This window comes from Mycobacterium sp., assembly GCF_050700595.1.
Taxonomy (GTDB): Bacteria; Actinomycetota; Actinomycetes; order Mycobacteriales; family Mycobacteriaceae; genus Mycobacterium.
Window position 1 is genome coordinate 1 of sequence record NZ_JBOHHI010000114.1, and the last position, 14,575, is coordinate 14,575.

A 14,575-nucleotide genomic window follows, 5' to 3' on the forward strand; every position below is an offset into this window, starting at 1 on the left:
GCTTCAGCCAGTGGAGGTGTCAAAAGCCCTGATCATGCCAGCACCAGTGCGGTCAGCCGGACTCCCGCTGACCTGGTGGACTACGAAACCCTCGACGACGGCCGTATCGCCCGGATCTGGCTCAATAGGCCCGAGGCACACAATGCGCAGAACCGCACTCTATTGGTGCAACTCGACGAGGCGTTCTGCCGCGCCGAGGCCGACGACACCGTTCGGGTGGTGATTCTGGCTGCACGCGGAAAGAACTTCTCCGCCGGCCACGACCTGGGGTCGGAGGCGGCGCTGCTGGAGCGGCAACCCGGCCCCGCACAGCACCCGACCTTCCGTTCGCACGGCGCCACCCGAAAAGCGGTCGCTGAGAAGACCTACCTGCAGGAGTGGCATTTTTACTTTCAAAACACCTGCCGCTGGCGTGAGCTGCGCAAGATCACCATCGCCCAGGTTCAGGGCAACGCCATATCGGCGGGCCTGATGCTGATCTGGGCCTGCGATTTGATCGTGGCCGCCGACAACGCGCTGTTCAGCGACGTGGTCGGTGTGCGGCTGGGCATGCCGGGAGTCGAATATTATGCGCACCCTTGGGAATTCGGTCCACGCAAGGCCAAAGAGCTGCTTTTGACTGGTGATTCGCTGGGCGCAGACGAGGCATATCGGCTGGGTATGGTTTCCAAGGTATTCCCGGTCGACGAGTTGGCGGATAAGACCCTGGAGTTCGCTCGGCGTATCGCACAGCGGCCCACGATGGCTGCGCTGCTGATCAAGGATTCGGTGAACGCAGCGGCCGACGCGATGGGTTTCACCGAGGCGCTGCGGCATGGCTTCCACGTCCACCAGTTGGGGCACGCACATTGGGCGGGTCACAACGAGAACAAGTACCCCGTGGCGCTGCCACCCGAAGTCGAGGACTGGCGCACGGCGAAAGCCACGCAACCGGCCCGTCGCGATACGCCGTAACCGGAGGTCCGCTAAGAGCGCGCGGCAAAGCGCTTGAGCGCCAGCCCGCCCTCAAACGGCCGGTAGCCGAAAGCGGCCGGGGCGCGGTAGCCGGTTTCCTCCAATGGAGTGTGCACCTCGGCGACCGTGGGCCCGATCTTGGCGGCGATCGGCGCAAGCGCATCAAGGTCGAACCGGTAAAGGCGCCCCGCGTTGCCGCCGAGGATCTTCCGGCAGACATCCTCCGCCTTGTCGTGCAGAGCCCAACGGATAGCCAGCTTCGACTGGGGGGCAAACCCTTCCTCGTGCGGGTAATCACTACCCCACATGATGTGGTCTGCTCCCATGAAATCGATCATCGCGGAGTCGTACGGTGCAAGTTCACTGGCCAGGTAGCAGTTGCGCCGGGTGTACTCGCTCGGGGCCATGGTCAACTCATCGACCGACGATCCGCCGAATATCCCGTAGGTGCGGTTGTCGGCATCGGATTTCATGGTCGGCACCATCGCGTCGAGGATCGCGAGGTGCTGCTGCACCCAAAGGGTGCCCTGCTCAGTCGGCACGAACCGCAGCGTCGGGTGCCGCTCGAACACGCCGGCGAGGATGAGGTGACCGAGGGTGCGCTGGGCCCACAGCGCCATCTCGGTGATCAATACCGCGTTGGATGCAGGTTGGTCCATCGGCATTACCGGGCTACCGGCTCCCGCGTGCTGGACTACCGGCATGTCGAGGTCGGTGCAAAGCGCCCAGATCGGTTCATAACGGGTGTGGAAAAGCGGGGCGACCTGCTCATCACCCGGCGAGACCGCGGGAAGAAGCACCCCGCCAAAGCAGCCCTGCTCGGCACCCCAGCGAATCTCCTTCAGCGCCACGTCGATGTCATTGGGAAAGACTTGGATCACGCCGCGGCGCCGAGTCGGAGCCAGCGAGCAGAAGTCGATCTGCCAGCGATTGTGAGCCTGCACGCCCGCCCAACGCTGCTCGAATTCTTCGCGGGTGCGCGGCAGGCTGATGGTGATGTTGGGAGTCGTCGGAAAGAACGGGGGAACGGTGTTGGGAATCAGCAACTCAGCGGCAACCCCGTCGGCGTCCATTTCACTCATCCGGAGTTCGTGGTCCCAGTTGCGGTTGGCGGTGGCGATGATCAGGTCGTCGAACGGGCTGGCGTATGTGTCTGCCCACGCGTCGAAGTCGTCATGTAGGCGCGCTGGCAGGTACGGCTTGTAGTCGCGAAGATCGGCCCCGGCGTGGGTGTCGGTCGAAATGACGACGTAGCGGTCCATCGTGTCCCAGGCTGTCATTGTCTCTCCGTCTCTCCGGTGTGGTGCAGTACCCTCAGTCGATCATCGTCCTCCGCTGGACACGTCGGAAAGAACTGTCTTGTTGAGTGGGACGAAAACTCGGGTCTCACCCACCCTGCGGCCGCTGCCGACGGTTCCATGGTCAGATGTTAGAACATGTTCTAGTTTCGATGTGAGGAGTTGGCGTGCAGCTTTCATTCGACGATCGGACCTACCTGGTCACCGGGGGCGGTAGCGGAATCGGCAAGGCGGTGGCCGTCGGCTTGGTCGCGGCCGGGGCCAATGTGCTGATCGTCGGCCGTAACGCCGACAGGCGTCGCACCGTAGACCTCAACGTCAACGGCACCATGTATGTGCTCAAACACGCCGCACGTCAGCTGGTGCGCGGCGGCGGCGGTTCGTTCGTCGGCATCTCGTCGATCGCCGCCAGTAACACCCACCGCTGGTTCGGCGCCTACGGGGTGACCAAGTCCGCGGTCGACCACATGATGATGTTGGCCGCCGACGAACTGGGCGCATCCTGGGTGCGGGTCAACGGCATCCGTCCCGGGCTCATCCATACGGATCTGGTTGCCGCGATCACGGATTCGCCGCAACTGAGCGAGGACTACCGACGATGCACCCCGCTGCCCCGGGTGGGTGAGGTCACCGACATCGCCAACCTGGCGATGTTTCTGCTCAGCGATGCCGCGAGCTGGATCACCGGCCAGATCATCAACGTCGACGGCGGGCATGCGTTGCGCCGCGGCCCGGACTTTTCCGCGATGCTCGAGCCGGTGTTCGGGGCGGAGGGGCTACGCGGAGTGGTCTAGTCCCAATTGCCAACGCCGGCGTCGCGACCGGCGAGTGCGGCGATTGCCGACCAGTCCAGGTGCCCGCCACCGCTGGCCAGCAGCGCAACGAAGCGGTCGCGCAACAGGCTGGCAACCGGCAATGGCACCGCCAGCTCTTCGGCGGCGCCCAGCACCAGCCGGATGTCCTTGAGCCCGAGCGTCGCGGCGAACCCGGCCGGCTCGAATTCCTGCCGTGCGATCAGCGCGCCGTAAGTCTGGTACGCCGGTGCGTTGAAGAGGGTCGACGTGAGGATGTCGACGTAGTGCAGCGGATCGACCCCGGCCTTGCCGACCAGCGCGACCGTCTCGCCGAGCGACTCGATCATCGACGCGATCAGAAAGTTGCCGGACAGCTTGACCAGGTTGGCGGCGTGTTGTTGCTCGCCCACCACAAAGGTCCGCTGACCGATCGCGTCGAAGAGCGGCGTCAACGGTTCGAGTACCGCCGCCGCGCCCGCAGCGACGACGAAAAGCTTTGCAGCGGCAGCAGCTTCGGGACGACCGAACACCGGTGCGGCGACATACTGCTGGCCGTCCTCGGCGTGCGCGGCGGATAACCGCTTGGACAACGCGACGCTGATCGTGCTCGACGAGACGTGGGTGGCGCCGGGGGGCAACGACGCCAGGACACCGTGCGCACCGAACACCACCTCTTCGACAGCGGCGTCGTCGGCCAGCATCGTGACCACGACCTCCCCGCCGCAGGCCTCCGCGATGGTCCGTGCGGGTATTGCGCCCTGCCGGGCCAGCGCCTCCGCCTTGTCGGGCGAGCGGTTGTAGACGGTGACGTTGTGACCCGCCACGAGCAGGTTGGCGGCCATGCCGCGACCCATGTTGCCCAGGCCGATGAATCCGATCTCCATGGTGTCCAGCTTGCACCCGGCGACCTAGGTTTTCTGCGTGAGTCCGGCGTCGACGACGAGTTTGGTTCCGGTGATATAGCGCGACTCGTCGCACGCCAGAAACAGCACGGCGTTGCTGACGTCCTCGGGTTCCACCCACGGCACCGGAAGCAGGTTGCGGGAGGCGAGGATTTCGGCCGCGTCGTCTTGCGACGGACTGGCCAGGTCGGGGCGCAGTTTGGCGAATACCGTGTCGTTGAGGATCATGGGTGTGGCCACTGAGCCGGGATGGACGCTGTTCACCCGAATCCCCTTGGACCCCAGCTCGTTTGCCAGGCTGCGAGTCAAACCGACCAACGCGTGTTTGCTCGCCGCGTAGTGCGCGATCGCCGCTCCGCCGCGCAAGCCGCTGGTGGAACTCACGATGACGATCGAGCCGCCGCTGCGCAGGTGCGGAATGCACGCTTTGACCGTGTGCCACACGCCCGTCAGGTTGACGTCCAGTGTGCGCTGCCACGCCTCGTCGGTCAGCTGCCACGACAGCGCCAGGTCGGCATAGATGCCGGCGTTGGCGACGACGACGTCGAGCCCGCCGAGCTCACCGACGTCGGCGTCGATCGCAGCGGTCAGCTGATCGCCGTCACGCACGTCGGCGAATCCGGTACGGCACCGCCGGCCGTGTGATCGAACCAGTTCTGCCGTCTCGGCCAGGTCGTCGGAGGTCTGCGGCAGATCCACCGCGGCAATGTCGGCGCCTTCCTGCGCCAGCCGCACACAATGCGCGCGACTCATGCCGCGAGCAGCGCCGGTAACGATCGCGACCTTTCCGAGCATCCGCATGCAGGCACGGTAGATCGGATGGCATCCGATAACCGCCAAATCTGTCCACTGACCGGGACAGGGCCGGGCCGAACGTCGCCGGCTGGGTCAGGATCGACTCCGGCACGAGAGCGTCCTGATCCCACGAGCAGACAGGAAACCACGATGGCCCGACGGGTAATCGACAACATCATGGACATCGCGGACCGGCTCCGCGATCAGGGGACCGAGGCCGAACGCCTGGGCCAGCTGCCCGACGACACCGCAAAGTTGCTCAAGGCTGCCGGCCCGGTCAAGCTGATGCAGCGCAAGCGCTACGGCGGGTTCGAGGCGCACCCGCGCGAGTTCGCCGAGACAGTGATGGCGGTGGCGTCGCTGGACGGCGCTGCCGGGTGGATCTGCGGGGTGGTCGGTGTGCACCCGTGGCAGCTCGCGTTCGCCGACCCCCGGGTGCAGGACGAAGTTCTGGGCGAAGACGACAACACCTGGATGGCCTCCCCGTACGCACCCACCGGCGTGGCCGTCCCGGCCGACGGCGGCTACCGATTCAGTGGGCGCTGGCAGTTCAGCTCGGGCACCGATCACTGCCAGTGGATATTCCTGGGTGCGTTGCTCGGTAACGCCGACGGCAGCATCGCCACACCGCCGACCATGCTGCACATGATCCTGCCGCGCAGTGACTACCAGATCGTCGAGGACTCATGGAATGTGGTGGGGCTGAAGGGAACCGGGTCTAAAGACATCATTGTGCGCGACGTGTCCGTTCCCGACTACCGGGTGATGAACGGCGACCAGGTCATCGACGGCACCGCGCAGAAGGAGGCCGGCGTCACCGAATCGCTGTACAAGATGCCGTGGTCGCACATGTTCCCGCTCGGCATCACCGCCGCGGTGATCGGGATCGCCGAGGGCACGCTGGCCGCGCATCTCGATTACCAGCGGGATCGGATCAACGCAATGGGCACAGCGGTCAAGGATGACCCCTACGTGTTGTACGCAATCGGGGAGGCAGCCGCCGACATCAACGCCGCCCGCCAGGAGTTGTTGGCCACCGTCGACAAGATGTGGGACATCGTCGATTCCGGCCGTGACGTCTCGTTCCAAGAGCGGGCCATGGGCAGGCGCACCCAGATCCGTGCAGCCTGGCGGGCGGTGATGGCGACCGACCAGATCTTCGCCCGCTCGGGCGGTAACGCATTGCGGCTGGACAAGCCGCTGCAACGCTTTTGGCGTGACGCGCACGCCGGCCTCAATCACGCCATCCATGTGCCGAGCACCGTCTACCATGCCGCAGCACTGAGCTCGCTGGGTATCGAACCGCCCGAGTCGCTGCAGAAGATGATCTGACCCGCCATGGCCGACGTCAAAAGCCTTGGCTACCTCAAGATTCAGACCACCGACATCGACCGCTGGCGGGCGTTCGCTTTCGAGGTACTGGGTTTCGCGCAGGGCAGCGGTCCAGATAGCAACGCGCTGTATCTGCGGATGGACGAGCGTGCCGCCCGCATCACCGTCGTTCCGGGCGAGCTCGACCAAGTCGTACACATCGGCTGGGAGGTTCGCGACGGGGTGGCGCTGGGGCGGGTTCGCGACTCGCTGGAGGATGCAGGGGTGGCGGTCAAGTCGCTGGCGGTGGAGGAGGCCGACGTCCGCCGCGTCGAGGAGGTCATCGCCTTCACCGATCCCACTGGCGCCCCGGTCGAGGTGTTTCATGGTTCGGTACTCGACCACAGCCCGGTGATCACCCCGTTCGCCGCGCGGTTTGTCACCGGCGCACAGGGGCTCGGCCATGTGGTGTTGCCGACGACAGATCCTGCGGCCACTTTCGCGTTCTACACCGAGGTGCTGGGCTTTTTGCCGCGCGGCGCGATGCGGCTACCCGCCCCGCCGGAGTTCGGTCCGCTGCGGATCCGTTTCCTCGGTGTCAATCAGCGCCATCACAGCATGGCGATATGTCCCGCGCCGCACGGTGGCGCGCCGGGCCTGGTGCACATCATGGTGGAGGTCGACACCCTGGACGCCGTCGGCTGCGCACTGGATCGCGTGGCACGTCACGGCTTTTCGCTGTCGTCAACCCTCGGACGGCACACCAACGACAAGGTGGTCTCGTTCTACGTCCGGGCGCCCGGCGGTTGGGACGTCGAGTTCGGCACCGATGGTATGAAGGTCGACGAAACCCATTACACGGCCGAGGAGATCACCGCCGACAGCTACTGGGGTCACGACTGGTCGGGTAGCGAACCGCTGGCGGCGATGTGACGGTGCGGCCTGTCACCGCTCGCGAGATCGCGCAGTGGGACATCGAGGCCGACGTGGTGATCGCCGGGTACGGCATCGCGGGTGCTGCGGCGGCGATCGAGGCGGCCCGGGCCGGCGCCGACGTGGTGGTGGCCGAGCGCACCGGCGGATGGGGCGGCGCGGCCGCGCTGGCCGGCGGATTCGTCTATCTCGGCGGCGGCACCCCGATCCAGAAGGCCTGCGGCTTCGATGATTCCGTCGACAACATGCGGACCTTCCTGTGCGCGGCGATGGGCCCCGGCGTCGACGAAGACCGGATTGCCGACTACTGCACGGGCAGTGTCGAGCACTTCGAGTGGTTGGTCGGCTGCGGGGTGCCGTTCAAGCCGAGCTTCTACGGTGAACCGGGCTGGGAACCGCCCGGTGACGACGGCCTGATGTACACCGGCGGCGAGAATGCGTTCCCGTTCAACGAAATCGCCACCCCGGCGCCGCGCGGGCACGTCCCGCAGATGCAGGACAAGCGCACCGGCGAAAAGGGTGGCGGCTACATGCTGATGAAGCCGCTGGTTGATACCGCCACCGCGCTGGGCGTGCGCAGTGTTGTCGACACCCGGGTGCAGCGTCTGGTGGTCGAGGCCGACGGGCGGGTGGTCGGGATCGTCGCACGCCAGTACGGCGCCGAGATCGCGGTGCGGGCACGACGCGGCGTCGTGTTGGCCACCGGCAGCTTCGCCTACAACGAATCGATGGTGGCCCGGTACGCGCCACGGATTGCCGGTCGGCCGGCCGCCTCCGTCGAAGAGCATGACGGACAAGGGATCCGGATGGCACAGGCACTGGGTGCCGACCTGGCCCACATGGACGCCACCGAGGTGGCGTTCTTCGTCGACCCGCAGCTGGTGGTGCGCGGGATTCTGGTCAACGGGCGGGGACAGCGCTACGTCGCCGAGGACACCTACCCGGGCCGCATCGGCCAGCTGACGCTCTACCAGCAGGACGACAGCGCGTTTCTGGTGCTGGATGCCGATGCCCACGAGCAGGCGATGGCCGCGCCGTCGGCGACCCCGGCGCTGCTGCGCCCGCCGAACTGGGTGTGCGAGAGCGTGGCCGAACTGGAAATCGAGACGGGGTTGCCCCCCGGGTCGCTGCAGGCGACGGTGGCCGCCTACAACGACGGAGCCGCACGCGGCGACGACCCGCTGCTGCACAAGAAACGCGAGTGGGTACGCCCGATCGGCACCCCGGTGGGCGCCATCGACCTGTGCGGCAGCACCGGCGGCTTCACCCTGGGCGGGTTGCACACCACGTTGGCTGCCGAGGTGCTGCACGTCAGTGGCGAACCGATCCCGGGGCTGTACGCGGCGGGCCGGGCCGCCGCCGGACTCGCGGCCTGGGGATATGCCAGTGGAGTGTCGCTCGGCGACGGCAGCTTCTACGGCCGCCGCGCCGGGCGGGCCGCCGCCGGCGCCAACTTGTTGTGATCGCGACCACAGTGTGGTATGGATAGGCATATTACTAATAGTAATATGTCCGTACCGCCAGGAGGGACCATGACCACCGACTCCTGCACCCCGAGTGCCGTCATCGATCGCGTGTCACTGGTGCTCGATGCCTTCGACGGGCCCGGCCGGCTTTCGCTGGCCCAGGTCGTGCGGCGCACCGGCCTGCCGCGGTCGTCGGCGCACCGGATGCTCGAACGGCTGGTGCAACTGCGATGGCTGCGCCGCCAGGGCCGCGACTACGAGCTGGGTATGCGGCTGATGGAACTGGGATCGGCTGCCGTACATCAGGACCGGCTGCACCGCGCGGCACTGCCGCTGCTGCACGAGCTGCATCGGGCCACCGGCTTGGTGGTACACCTGGCCGTGCTCGACGGCACCGACGTGGTCTACCTGGAGAAGATCGCCGGCGGGTTCGGTGCCGAGATTCCCTCCCGCGTCGGTGGCCGTCAGCCGGCGCACTGCACGGCTGTCGGTAAGGCCCTGCTGGCCTTTTCCGACCAGAGCCGGCTGGCCGGCTTCGACACCGACCTGCTGGCCCGCAAGACCAAATACTCGATCGCCACCCGCAGCCAGCTGGCCGGCGAGTTGACCGCGATACGGGCCCGCGGGTTTGCCTACGAGCGGGCGGAATCGGTAGCCGGATTCGGTTGTGTCGCCGCACCAATCGGGGATGACGCCGAACCGATTGCCGCGGTCTCAGTCTGCGGCCCAGTGGACCGGATGGCGTTCGACCATCGGCTGGCCGGACCCGTGCGGACAACCGCGCTGGCCATCTGGCGTAACTTCGCCGACAGCAGCGCTATTCGCGTGCAACCGATCCTGCAGCGTCCGCGTCCGCTGCACGGCCGGCCGACGCGAGTGCGCACCCTGCAATACGCGTGAGCCAGCACGATTCCACGAAGCACTAGTATCCCGCTCATTGAGATGAGGTCTTGCCGGTCGTCCGGCCAAACCCCACCCTGGTCCTTATACCTGTCACAACGCCGGAGGACACGATGGCTACAAGCTGGGACACGATCGATCGGTATGTCGTCATCTCGACGGACACCCACGCCGGGGCCGACCTCCACGACTACAAGTCGTACCTGCCTGCGCGCCTGCACGACGAATTTGACGCATGGGCCAAGACGTACGCCAGCCCGTTCGATGACCTGATCATCGCCACCGCCAGCCGGAACTGGGACCACGAGCTCCGGATTTCCGAAATGGACGCCGACGGGGTGGCCGCCGAGGTGCTGCTGCCCAACACCGTTCCGCCGTTCTTCCCGACCAGTCCCAACATCACCATCAGCCTGCCCCGGACTCGCGACGAGTTCGAGAAGCGTTGGGCCGGCGTGCAGGCCCACAACCGGTGGCAGATCGACTTCTGTTCGCTGGCCCCGGCCCGGCGCCGGGGGTTGATCCAGGTCTTTCCCAACGATGTCGAGCTGGCCTTGGCGGAGATCCGCTGGGGTGTCGAGCAGGACTGCTTCGGTGGGGTGCTCATCCCCCCGGTCTCGCCCGGTGACCCGCAGGTCGCTCCGCTGTTCCATACCCGCTACGAACCGATTTGGGCGCTCTGCGCGGACCTGGACCTGACGGTGGTGCAGCATGCGGGGGCCGGTAGCCCCGAGATGCCGATGGACCAACCGGCGTCCAATGCGGTGTTGATCACCGAGATGGTGCTATGGGCGCAACGCACGCTTGGTCACCTGATCCTGGCCGGGGTATTCGAGCGGTACCCGACACTGCGGTTCGTGCCGACCGAGCAAGGCACCCTATGGGTGCCGCAGCAACTGGCGATACTCGACGCGATGGTGCCCGCCATGAAGTCCGAGGCTCACAACCGCACCTACGGGATGTTCGGCGGGTCGTCGGTCGACGAGCTGACCCTGTCCCCAAGCGAATATGCCCAGCGCAACTGCTATCTGGCCAGCGAGCTGGCGCCGTACGACTCCGCGATGATCGATTTCATGGGCGCCGACCACATTATGTGGGGCAGCGACTATCCCCACGAGGAAGGCTTCGCGCCGCAGTCCGAGCTGGCGATCCGCTGGGCGCTGTCTGACAAGTCCGAGGATGATTGCCGGAAGATCCTGGGCGGCAACGCGGGCCGCTTGTACCGCTTTGACCTCGATGCGCTGGCACAGGTTGCTGCGAAGATCGGTCCCACGGTCGCCGAGGTACACACTCCGCTCAGGGACACCGGCTATCGCGCGCCGGCTGCATTCGGGTACCGGCCGTTCGAAGGCGGGCTGGCCCTGCAGCGTCTGGCCCCGGAACGTGGTTAACGGTTAAGGGAAACAGACGTGACAGCGGCGGTGCCCAACGAAACGGTGACGTTCACGCCCCGCTCCGGTGCATCGTGGCGTGACCCCTGGCCGATGTATGCGGCGCTGCGCGAGCACGACCCGGTGCACCATGTGGTTCCCGGGCATGCGCCGGAGAAGGACTATTGGGTGTTGTCCCGGTACCCGGATGTCTGTACCGCCGCGCGTGACTGGGAAACGTTCTCGTCCGCCCAAGGCTTGACCGTCGACTACGGGGAGATGGAGCGGCTGGGCCTCGCTGACAATCCACCGCTGGTGATGCTCGACCCCCTGGAGCACAGCACGTTTCGCCGGATGGTCCACAAGGGATTCACCCCCAAGCAGATGATCTCGATCGAGCCGACGGTGCGCGACTTCGTGGTGGAGCGCATCGAGCGGCTGCGCGCCGAAGGCGGCGGCGATATCGTCGCCGAACTCTTCAAACCGCTGGCCAGCATGGTCGTGGCCCACTACCTGGGGGTATCAGAAGAAGACCGCAGCCGCTTCGGCGGCTGGGCCGAGGCGATCGTCGAGGCCAGCGCGGTGGGGCACCCGGCCGGAGCCATGAAAGCCATCGGCGAGCTCTTCGGTTACTTCACCGAGCTGGTCGAACGACGCAAGAAAGACCCAGGCGAGGACACGGTGTCACACTTGGTCGCGGCCGGCCTCGGCAGCGACGGCGATACAACCGGTCTGGCGAGGATCCTGGGCTGGGCCTTCACAATGATCACCGGCGGCAACGACACGATAATCGGGATGCTCGGCGGCAGTGCGCTATTGCTCACCCAACACCGCGACCAGCGGGCGATGTTGATCGAGGATCCGGGCAGCATCGGCGAGGCGGTTGAGGAGTTGCTGCGCCTGACGTCGCCGGTGCAGGGCCTGGCGCGCACCGCGACTCGTGACGTGCAGATCGATGGCGTGACCATCCCGGCCGGGCGCAAGACGTTGTTGTTATACGGCTCGGCTAATCGCGATCCGCACCAGTATGGACCGGACGCCGAAGAACTGGACGTGCTGCGCAAGCCGCAGGGAATCCTGACCTTTGCTCAGGGTAACCACCACTGCATCGGTAACGCTGCAGCGCGGATGCAGTCGCGGGTGGTCCTGGAGGAACTGCTCGCCCGGTGCCCGGACTTCAGCGTTGACTGCGATGCGGTCGAGTACGCCGACGGGATGTATGTCCGGCGGCCGTCCAGTCTTGCGTTCGTCGCCGATGCCTGAAAGTTCGAAGGAGCTGCCATGGAGGTCATCGCCGACCGCGAGCGGTGCATGGGAAACGGAATCTGCGAGGGGATTCACCCAGCTGTCTTTGAAGTCGGCGACGACGGCATCGTCATCGTTCACAACGAGAACATCCGGGAGGAAGACCGCGACCTGGTGGAAAACGCGATCGCCAGCTGTCCCACCCAGGCATTGCGACTTGCCGACGATCAGTGACCGGTTGGGTGTTCCGCCTGTACTCGCTTCTCGACCTCACGCCAGCCGCCGGGCTGTGGCACGGGAAACTTACCGCCCGCGTTTGCTCTCCCCCGCTCTAGCGCCGCCTGCGCCTCGTCGATGTCCTTGATCAGTTGCAGCGCAAGCTCGCGCTCGGCGGCGTAGTAGCGCTCCGACCACTGCATCGCGATCCGCGGGTATGCCCAGGCCGGTTCGGCCGCCGCGGCCTGCGAATCGATCGCCACCCGCTGACGCATCCTGTCCGCGTAGGCGATGTGCTCCTGCAAGATCTCCTTCAACCGATCCGGCTCATTGAGATGTCCGAGCCAAACCCGCAGCAGCACACTGTGTTTCAGTATCGGCGGGTCGGTCGGGGCCTCGGTAGCCCACTTGCTGATCGCGTCCTGGCCCGATTCGGTGATCTTGTAGACCCGGCGCCCGCGCAGCCCACCGCCGTGCAGTACCCGCGAGGTCGCGTAGCCGTGCGATTCCAGCCTCTTGAGCTCTGAATAGATCTGGCTGAACGACGGGCTCCAATAGAAGTAGCCGACACTCCAATCCGCCCACTTCTTGATGTCGTAACCGGAGACCTCTTCGCCGAACGCGAGCATGCCGAGAACCGCCCAACTGGTGGGCGGAAGGTTCGGTAGTTCGCTGGACCCCACTTTCGAAGGTTAGCAACCGGTGGCTGACCGGTGAGGTCAGCTGACCGCTCAGTGGGACGGAGTGAGCGACCGGCCGCGGATAAGCTCGAATCCCTTGTAGCCGGCCGCGGCGACGTCGGCGATGATCTGGCCGTACACGCCGAACCCGCCGACGAACGGCATGAAGACCCGCGGTTTGCCGGGGACGTTGGCGCCCAGATACCAGGAGTTGGCCCGGGGCATCAGGGTACCGGCGGCGCGCTGGGCGCACTCGTCGACCCAATCAGCGGCCGCTGCACGGCCGGCCTCCAGCGCGGCAGCGCCGTGCGCATCGAGATAGCCGATCGCGTCGGCAATCCAGTTGACGTGCAACTCAGAATGCAGCGCCATGTTGGCCAACACCGAGGCGCTGCCCGGTCCGCTGATGTTGAACAGATTCGGAAAGCCCGGGACGCCCAGACCGAGATAGGTCACCGGTCCCCCCGCCCATGCCCGATTCAGTGTCACGCCGTCGCGACCGACGATGTTGAGCTTGTGCACCGATCCCGTCATGGCGTCGAACCCGGTTGCCAGCACCAGCGCGTCCAGCGCGTAGCGGGCCTCGCTGGTGTGTACGCCGGTGGCGTCCATCCGCTGAATCGGTGTCATCCGCAAATCCACCAGGGTCACATTCTCGCGGTTGAACGTCTGATAGTAGTTGTCATCGGTGCAGATCCGCTTGGTGCCGATCGGGTGGTCGGTCGGGATCAACAGTTCCGCAGTCGCGGGGTCCTCGACCACCGCCCGGATCTTCTCCTCCCAGAAGGCCCGGGCCGTGTCATTGGCGGCCGCGCTGAGCATCTGATCGGGAAATGTCTTGGAAAACAGCACTCCGCCGAGCTGCCAGCGTTTCTCGTAGGCCGCCCGGCGTTCCTGCTCGGACACCTCCAACGCCGGCTGTGGATGCGGCTGATGCGGTGAACCGCCGCCGCTGGCCATCGACAGCCACCGCCGCTGCGGGTAGCCGGCCTTCAGTGCGCGGCGCGCATCGTCGTCGAACGGCACGTTGCCCGCGGGCACGCTGTAGTTGGCGCTGCGCTGGAACACATATAGCCGATCGGCCTGCTGGGCGATACACGGGATCGCTTGAATGCCAGACGATCCGGTTCCGACCACGCCGACCCGTTGTCCGGTGAAGTCGACGCTGTCGTGCGGCCAGCGCCCGGTGTGGTACACCGCACCGGCGAACGACGCCAGCCCGTCGATCGCCGGGATGTTCGCATTCGACAACGGCCCGACGGCCAGCGCCAGAAAGCGGGCAGACACCACTTCGCCTGTGTCGGTGCGGATCTGCCACCGCAAGCTGTCCTCGTCTAGCACCGCGTCGGTAACCCGGGTGTCCAAGGTGATGTCGCGGCGCAGGTCGAACCGGTCGGCGACATGGTTGAGATATCGCAAGATCTCGGGCTGGGTGGCGTACTTCTCGCTCCAATTCCACTCCTGCTGCAGCCGCTCGTCGAAGGAGTACGAGTAGTCGACGCTTTCGACATCGCAGCGCGCACCCGGATAGCGATTCCAATACCACACCCCGCCGACACCGTCCGCGGCTTCGAATACCCGCACGGTTAGGCCGTCGCTGCGTAACCGGTGCAGCGCGTAAAGCCCGCCGAAGCCCGCGCCCACCACCACGACGTCGACGGTCTGCGTCATGACGGAAGACGGTACGGGGCCGTCGGCCTCCCGGGGGCCGATC

At 66.1% G+C, this 14,575-nt stretch carries 14 protein-coding genes; 9 read left to right on the top strand and 5 right to left on the bottom strand.

All coding sequences use genetic code 11. The features are described 5' to 3' along the window. The first annotated feature begins 72 nt into the window (after nt 1-72). Complete coding sequence (locus ACRDTL_RS11230) at nt 73-954, top strand: enoyl-CoA hydratase (protein WP_431506811.1); 882 nt, start codon at nt 73-75, stop codon at nt 952-954. Between the two features lie 11 nt (nt 955-965). On the opposite strand, the gene ACRDTL_RS11235 is transcribed toward ACRDTL_RS11230, so the two are convergent. Next, complete coding sequence (locus ACRDTL_RS11235) at nt 966-2,234, bottom strand: amidohydrolase family protein (RefSeq protein WP_431506785.1); 1,269 nt, start codon at nt 2,232-2,234, stop codon at nt 966-968. A gap of 185 nt (nt 2,235-2,419) precedes the next feature. On the opposite strand from ACRDTL_RS11235, the gene ACRDTL_RS11240 reads away from it, so the two are divergent. Next, nucleotides 2,420-3,046, top strand: coding sequence for an SDR family oxidoreductase (locus ACRDTL_RS11240; protein ID WP_431506786.1), 627 nt, complete (start codon nt 2,420-2,422; stop codon nt 3,044-3,046). On the opposite strand, the gene ACRDTL_RS11245 is transcribed toward ACRDTL_RS11240, so the two are convergent. Both ACRDTL_RS11245 and ACRDTL_RS11250 read right to left on the bottom strand, forming a co-directional pair. Beyond that, nucleotides 3,043-3,930 carry an NAD(P)-dependent oxidoreductase gene (locus tag ACRDTL_RS11245; RefSeq protein WP_431506787.1) on the bottom strand — a complete coding sequence of 296 codons (888 nt, stop codon included), beginning with the start codon at nt 3,928-3,930 and terminating at the stop codon, nt 3,043-3,045. The genes ACRDTL_RS11240 and ACRDTL_RS11245 overlap by 4 nt on opposite strands. Nucleotides 3,931-3,954: 24 nt before the next feature. Continuing rightward, the gene (locus ACRDTL_RS11250; protein ID WP_431506788.1) at nt 3,955-4,749 is read right to left on the bottom strand and encodes a mycofactocin-coupled SDR family oxidoreductase; all 795 of its coding nucleotides are present in this window, start codon (nt 4,747-4,749) and stop codon (nt 3,955-3,957) included. Nucleotides 4,750-4,893: 144 nt separating this feature from the next. Here ACRDTL_RS11250 and ACRDTL_RS11255 point away from each other — a divergent pair, with 144 nt between their 5' ends. The 7 genes from ACRDTL_RS11255 (at nt 4,894) to ACRDTL_RS11285 (ending at nt 12,199) form a co-directional block, all read left to right on the top strand. Next, on the top strand, nt 4,894-6,075 hold the full coding sequence (locus tag ACRDTL_RS11255) for an acyl-CoA dehydrogenase family protein (RefSeq protein WP_431506789.1): 1,182 nt from the start codon (nt 4,894-4,896) through the stop codon (nt 6,073-6,075). A 6-nt stretch (nt 6,076-6,081) separates the two neighbouring features. Further along, entirely contained in the window at nt 6,082-6,987 is a 906-nt protein-coding gene (gene bphC, locus ACRDTL_RS11260; protein ID WP_431506790.1) for a biphenyl-2,3-diol 1,2-dioxygenase, read from the top strand. Continuing rightward, nucleotides 6,984-8,450, top strand: coding sequence for an FAD-dependent oxidoreductase (locus tag ACRDTL_RS11265; RefSeq protein WP_431506791.1), 1,467 nt, complete (start codon nt 6,984-6,986; stop codon nt 8,448-8,450). The genes bphC and ACRDTL_RS11265 overlap by 4 nt, the downstream gene beginning before the upstream one ends. A 69-nt stretch (nt 8,451-8,519) precedes the next feature. Beyond that, the gene (locus tag ACRDTL_RS11270) at nt 8,520-9,353 is read left to right on the top strand and encodes an IclR family transcriptional regulator (protein WP_431506792.1); all 834 of its coding nucleotides are present in this window, start codon (nt 8,520-8,522) and stop codon (nt 9,351-9,353) included. Between the two features lie 113 nt (nt 9,354-9,466). Then, the gene (locus ACRDTL_RS11275; RefSeq protein ID WP_431506793.1) at nt 9,467-10,741 is read left to right on the top strand and encodes an amidohydrolase family protein; all 1,275 of its coding nucleotides are present in this window, start codon (nt 9,467-9,469) and stop codon (nt 10,739-10,741) included. An 18-nt stretch (nt 10,742-10,759) separates the two neighbouring features. Then, a complete protein-coding gene (locus ACRDTL_RS11280; protein WP_431506794.1) occupies nt 10,760-11,983 on the top strand; it encodes a cytochrome P450 in 1,224 nt (407 codons plus the stop codon). An 18-nt stretch (nt 11,984-12,001) separates the two neighbouring features. Continuing rightward, the gene (locus ACRDTL_RS11285; protein ID WP_431506795.1) at nt 12,002-12,199 is read left to right on the top strand and encodes a ferredoxin; all 198 of its coding nucleotides are present in this window, start codon (nt 12,002-12,004) and stop codon (nt 12,197-12,199) included. Here the strand turns inward: ACRDTL_RS11285 and ACRDTL_RS11290 are convergent. Together ACRDTL_RS11290 and ACRDTL_RS11295 are read right to left on the bottom strand one after the other, a co-directional pair. Next, nucleotides 12,193-12,810, bottom strand: coding sequence for a PadR family transcriptional regulator (locus tag ACRDTL_RS11290; RefSeq protein WP_431506812.1), 618 nt, complete (start codon nt 12,808-12,810; stop codon nt 12,193-12,195). The two genes, ACRDTL_RS11285 and ACRDTL_RS11290, sit on opposite strands and share 7 nt — an antisense overlap. Nucleotides 12,811-12,912: 102 nt before the next feature. Next, entirely contained in the window at nt 12,913-14,532 is a 1,620-nt protein-coding gene (locus tag ACRDTL_RS11295) for a flavin-containing monooxygenase (RefSeq protein ID WP_431506796.1), read from the bottom strand. Between the last annotated feature and the right edge of the window lie 43 nt (nt 14,533-14,575).

Bases quoted from the DNA above. Each gene is read 5' to 3' on its own strand.
- ACRDTL_RS11235 (WP_431506785.1), bottom strand. From the start codon at position 2,234: ATGACAGCCTGGGACACGATGGACCGCTACGTCGTCATTTCGACCGAC.
- ACRDTL_RS11245 (WP_431506787.1), bottom strand. From the start codon at position 3,930: ATGGAGATCGGATTCATCGGCCTGGGCAACATGGGTCGCGGCATGGCC.
- ACRDTL_RS11250 (WP_431506788.1), bottom strand. From the start codon at position 4,749: ATGCGGATGCTCGGAAAGGTCGCGATCGTTACCGGCGCTGCTCGCGGC.
- ACRDTL_RS11255 (WP_431506789.1), top strand. From the start codon at position 4,894: ATGGCCCGACGGGTAATCGACAACATCATGGACATCGCGGACCGGCTC.
- bphC (WP_431506790.1), top strand. From the start codon at position 6,082: ATGGCCGACGTCAAAAGCCTTGGCTACCTCAAGATTCAGACCACCGAC.
- ACRDTL_RS11270 (WP_431506792.1), top strand. From the start codon at position 8,520: ATGACCACCGACTCCTGCACCCCGAGTGCCGTCATCGATCGCGTGTCA.
- ACRDTL_RS11275 (WP_431506793.1), top strand. From the start codon at position 9,467: ATGGCTACAAGCTGGGACACGATCGATCGGTATGTCGTCATCTCGACG.
- ACRDTL_RS11285 (WP_431506795.1), top strand. From the start codon at position 12,002: ATGGAGGTCATCGCCGACCGCGAGCGGTGCATGGGAAACGGAATCTGC.
- ACRDTL_RS11290 (WP_431506812.1), bottom strand. From the start codon at position 12,810: ATGCTCGCGTTCGGCGAAGAGGTCTCCGGTTACGACATCAAGAAGTGG.
- ACRDTL_RS11295 (WP_431506796.1), bottom strand. From the start codon at position 14,532: ATGACGCAGACCGTCGACGTCGTGGTGGTGGGCGCGGGCTTCGGCGGG.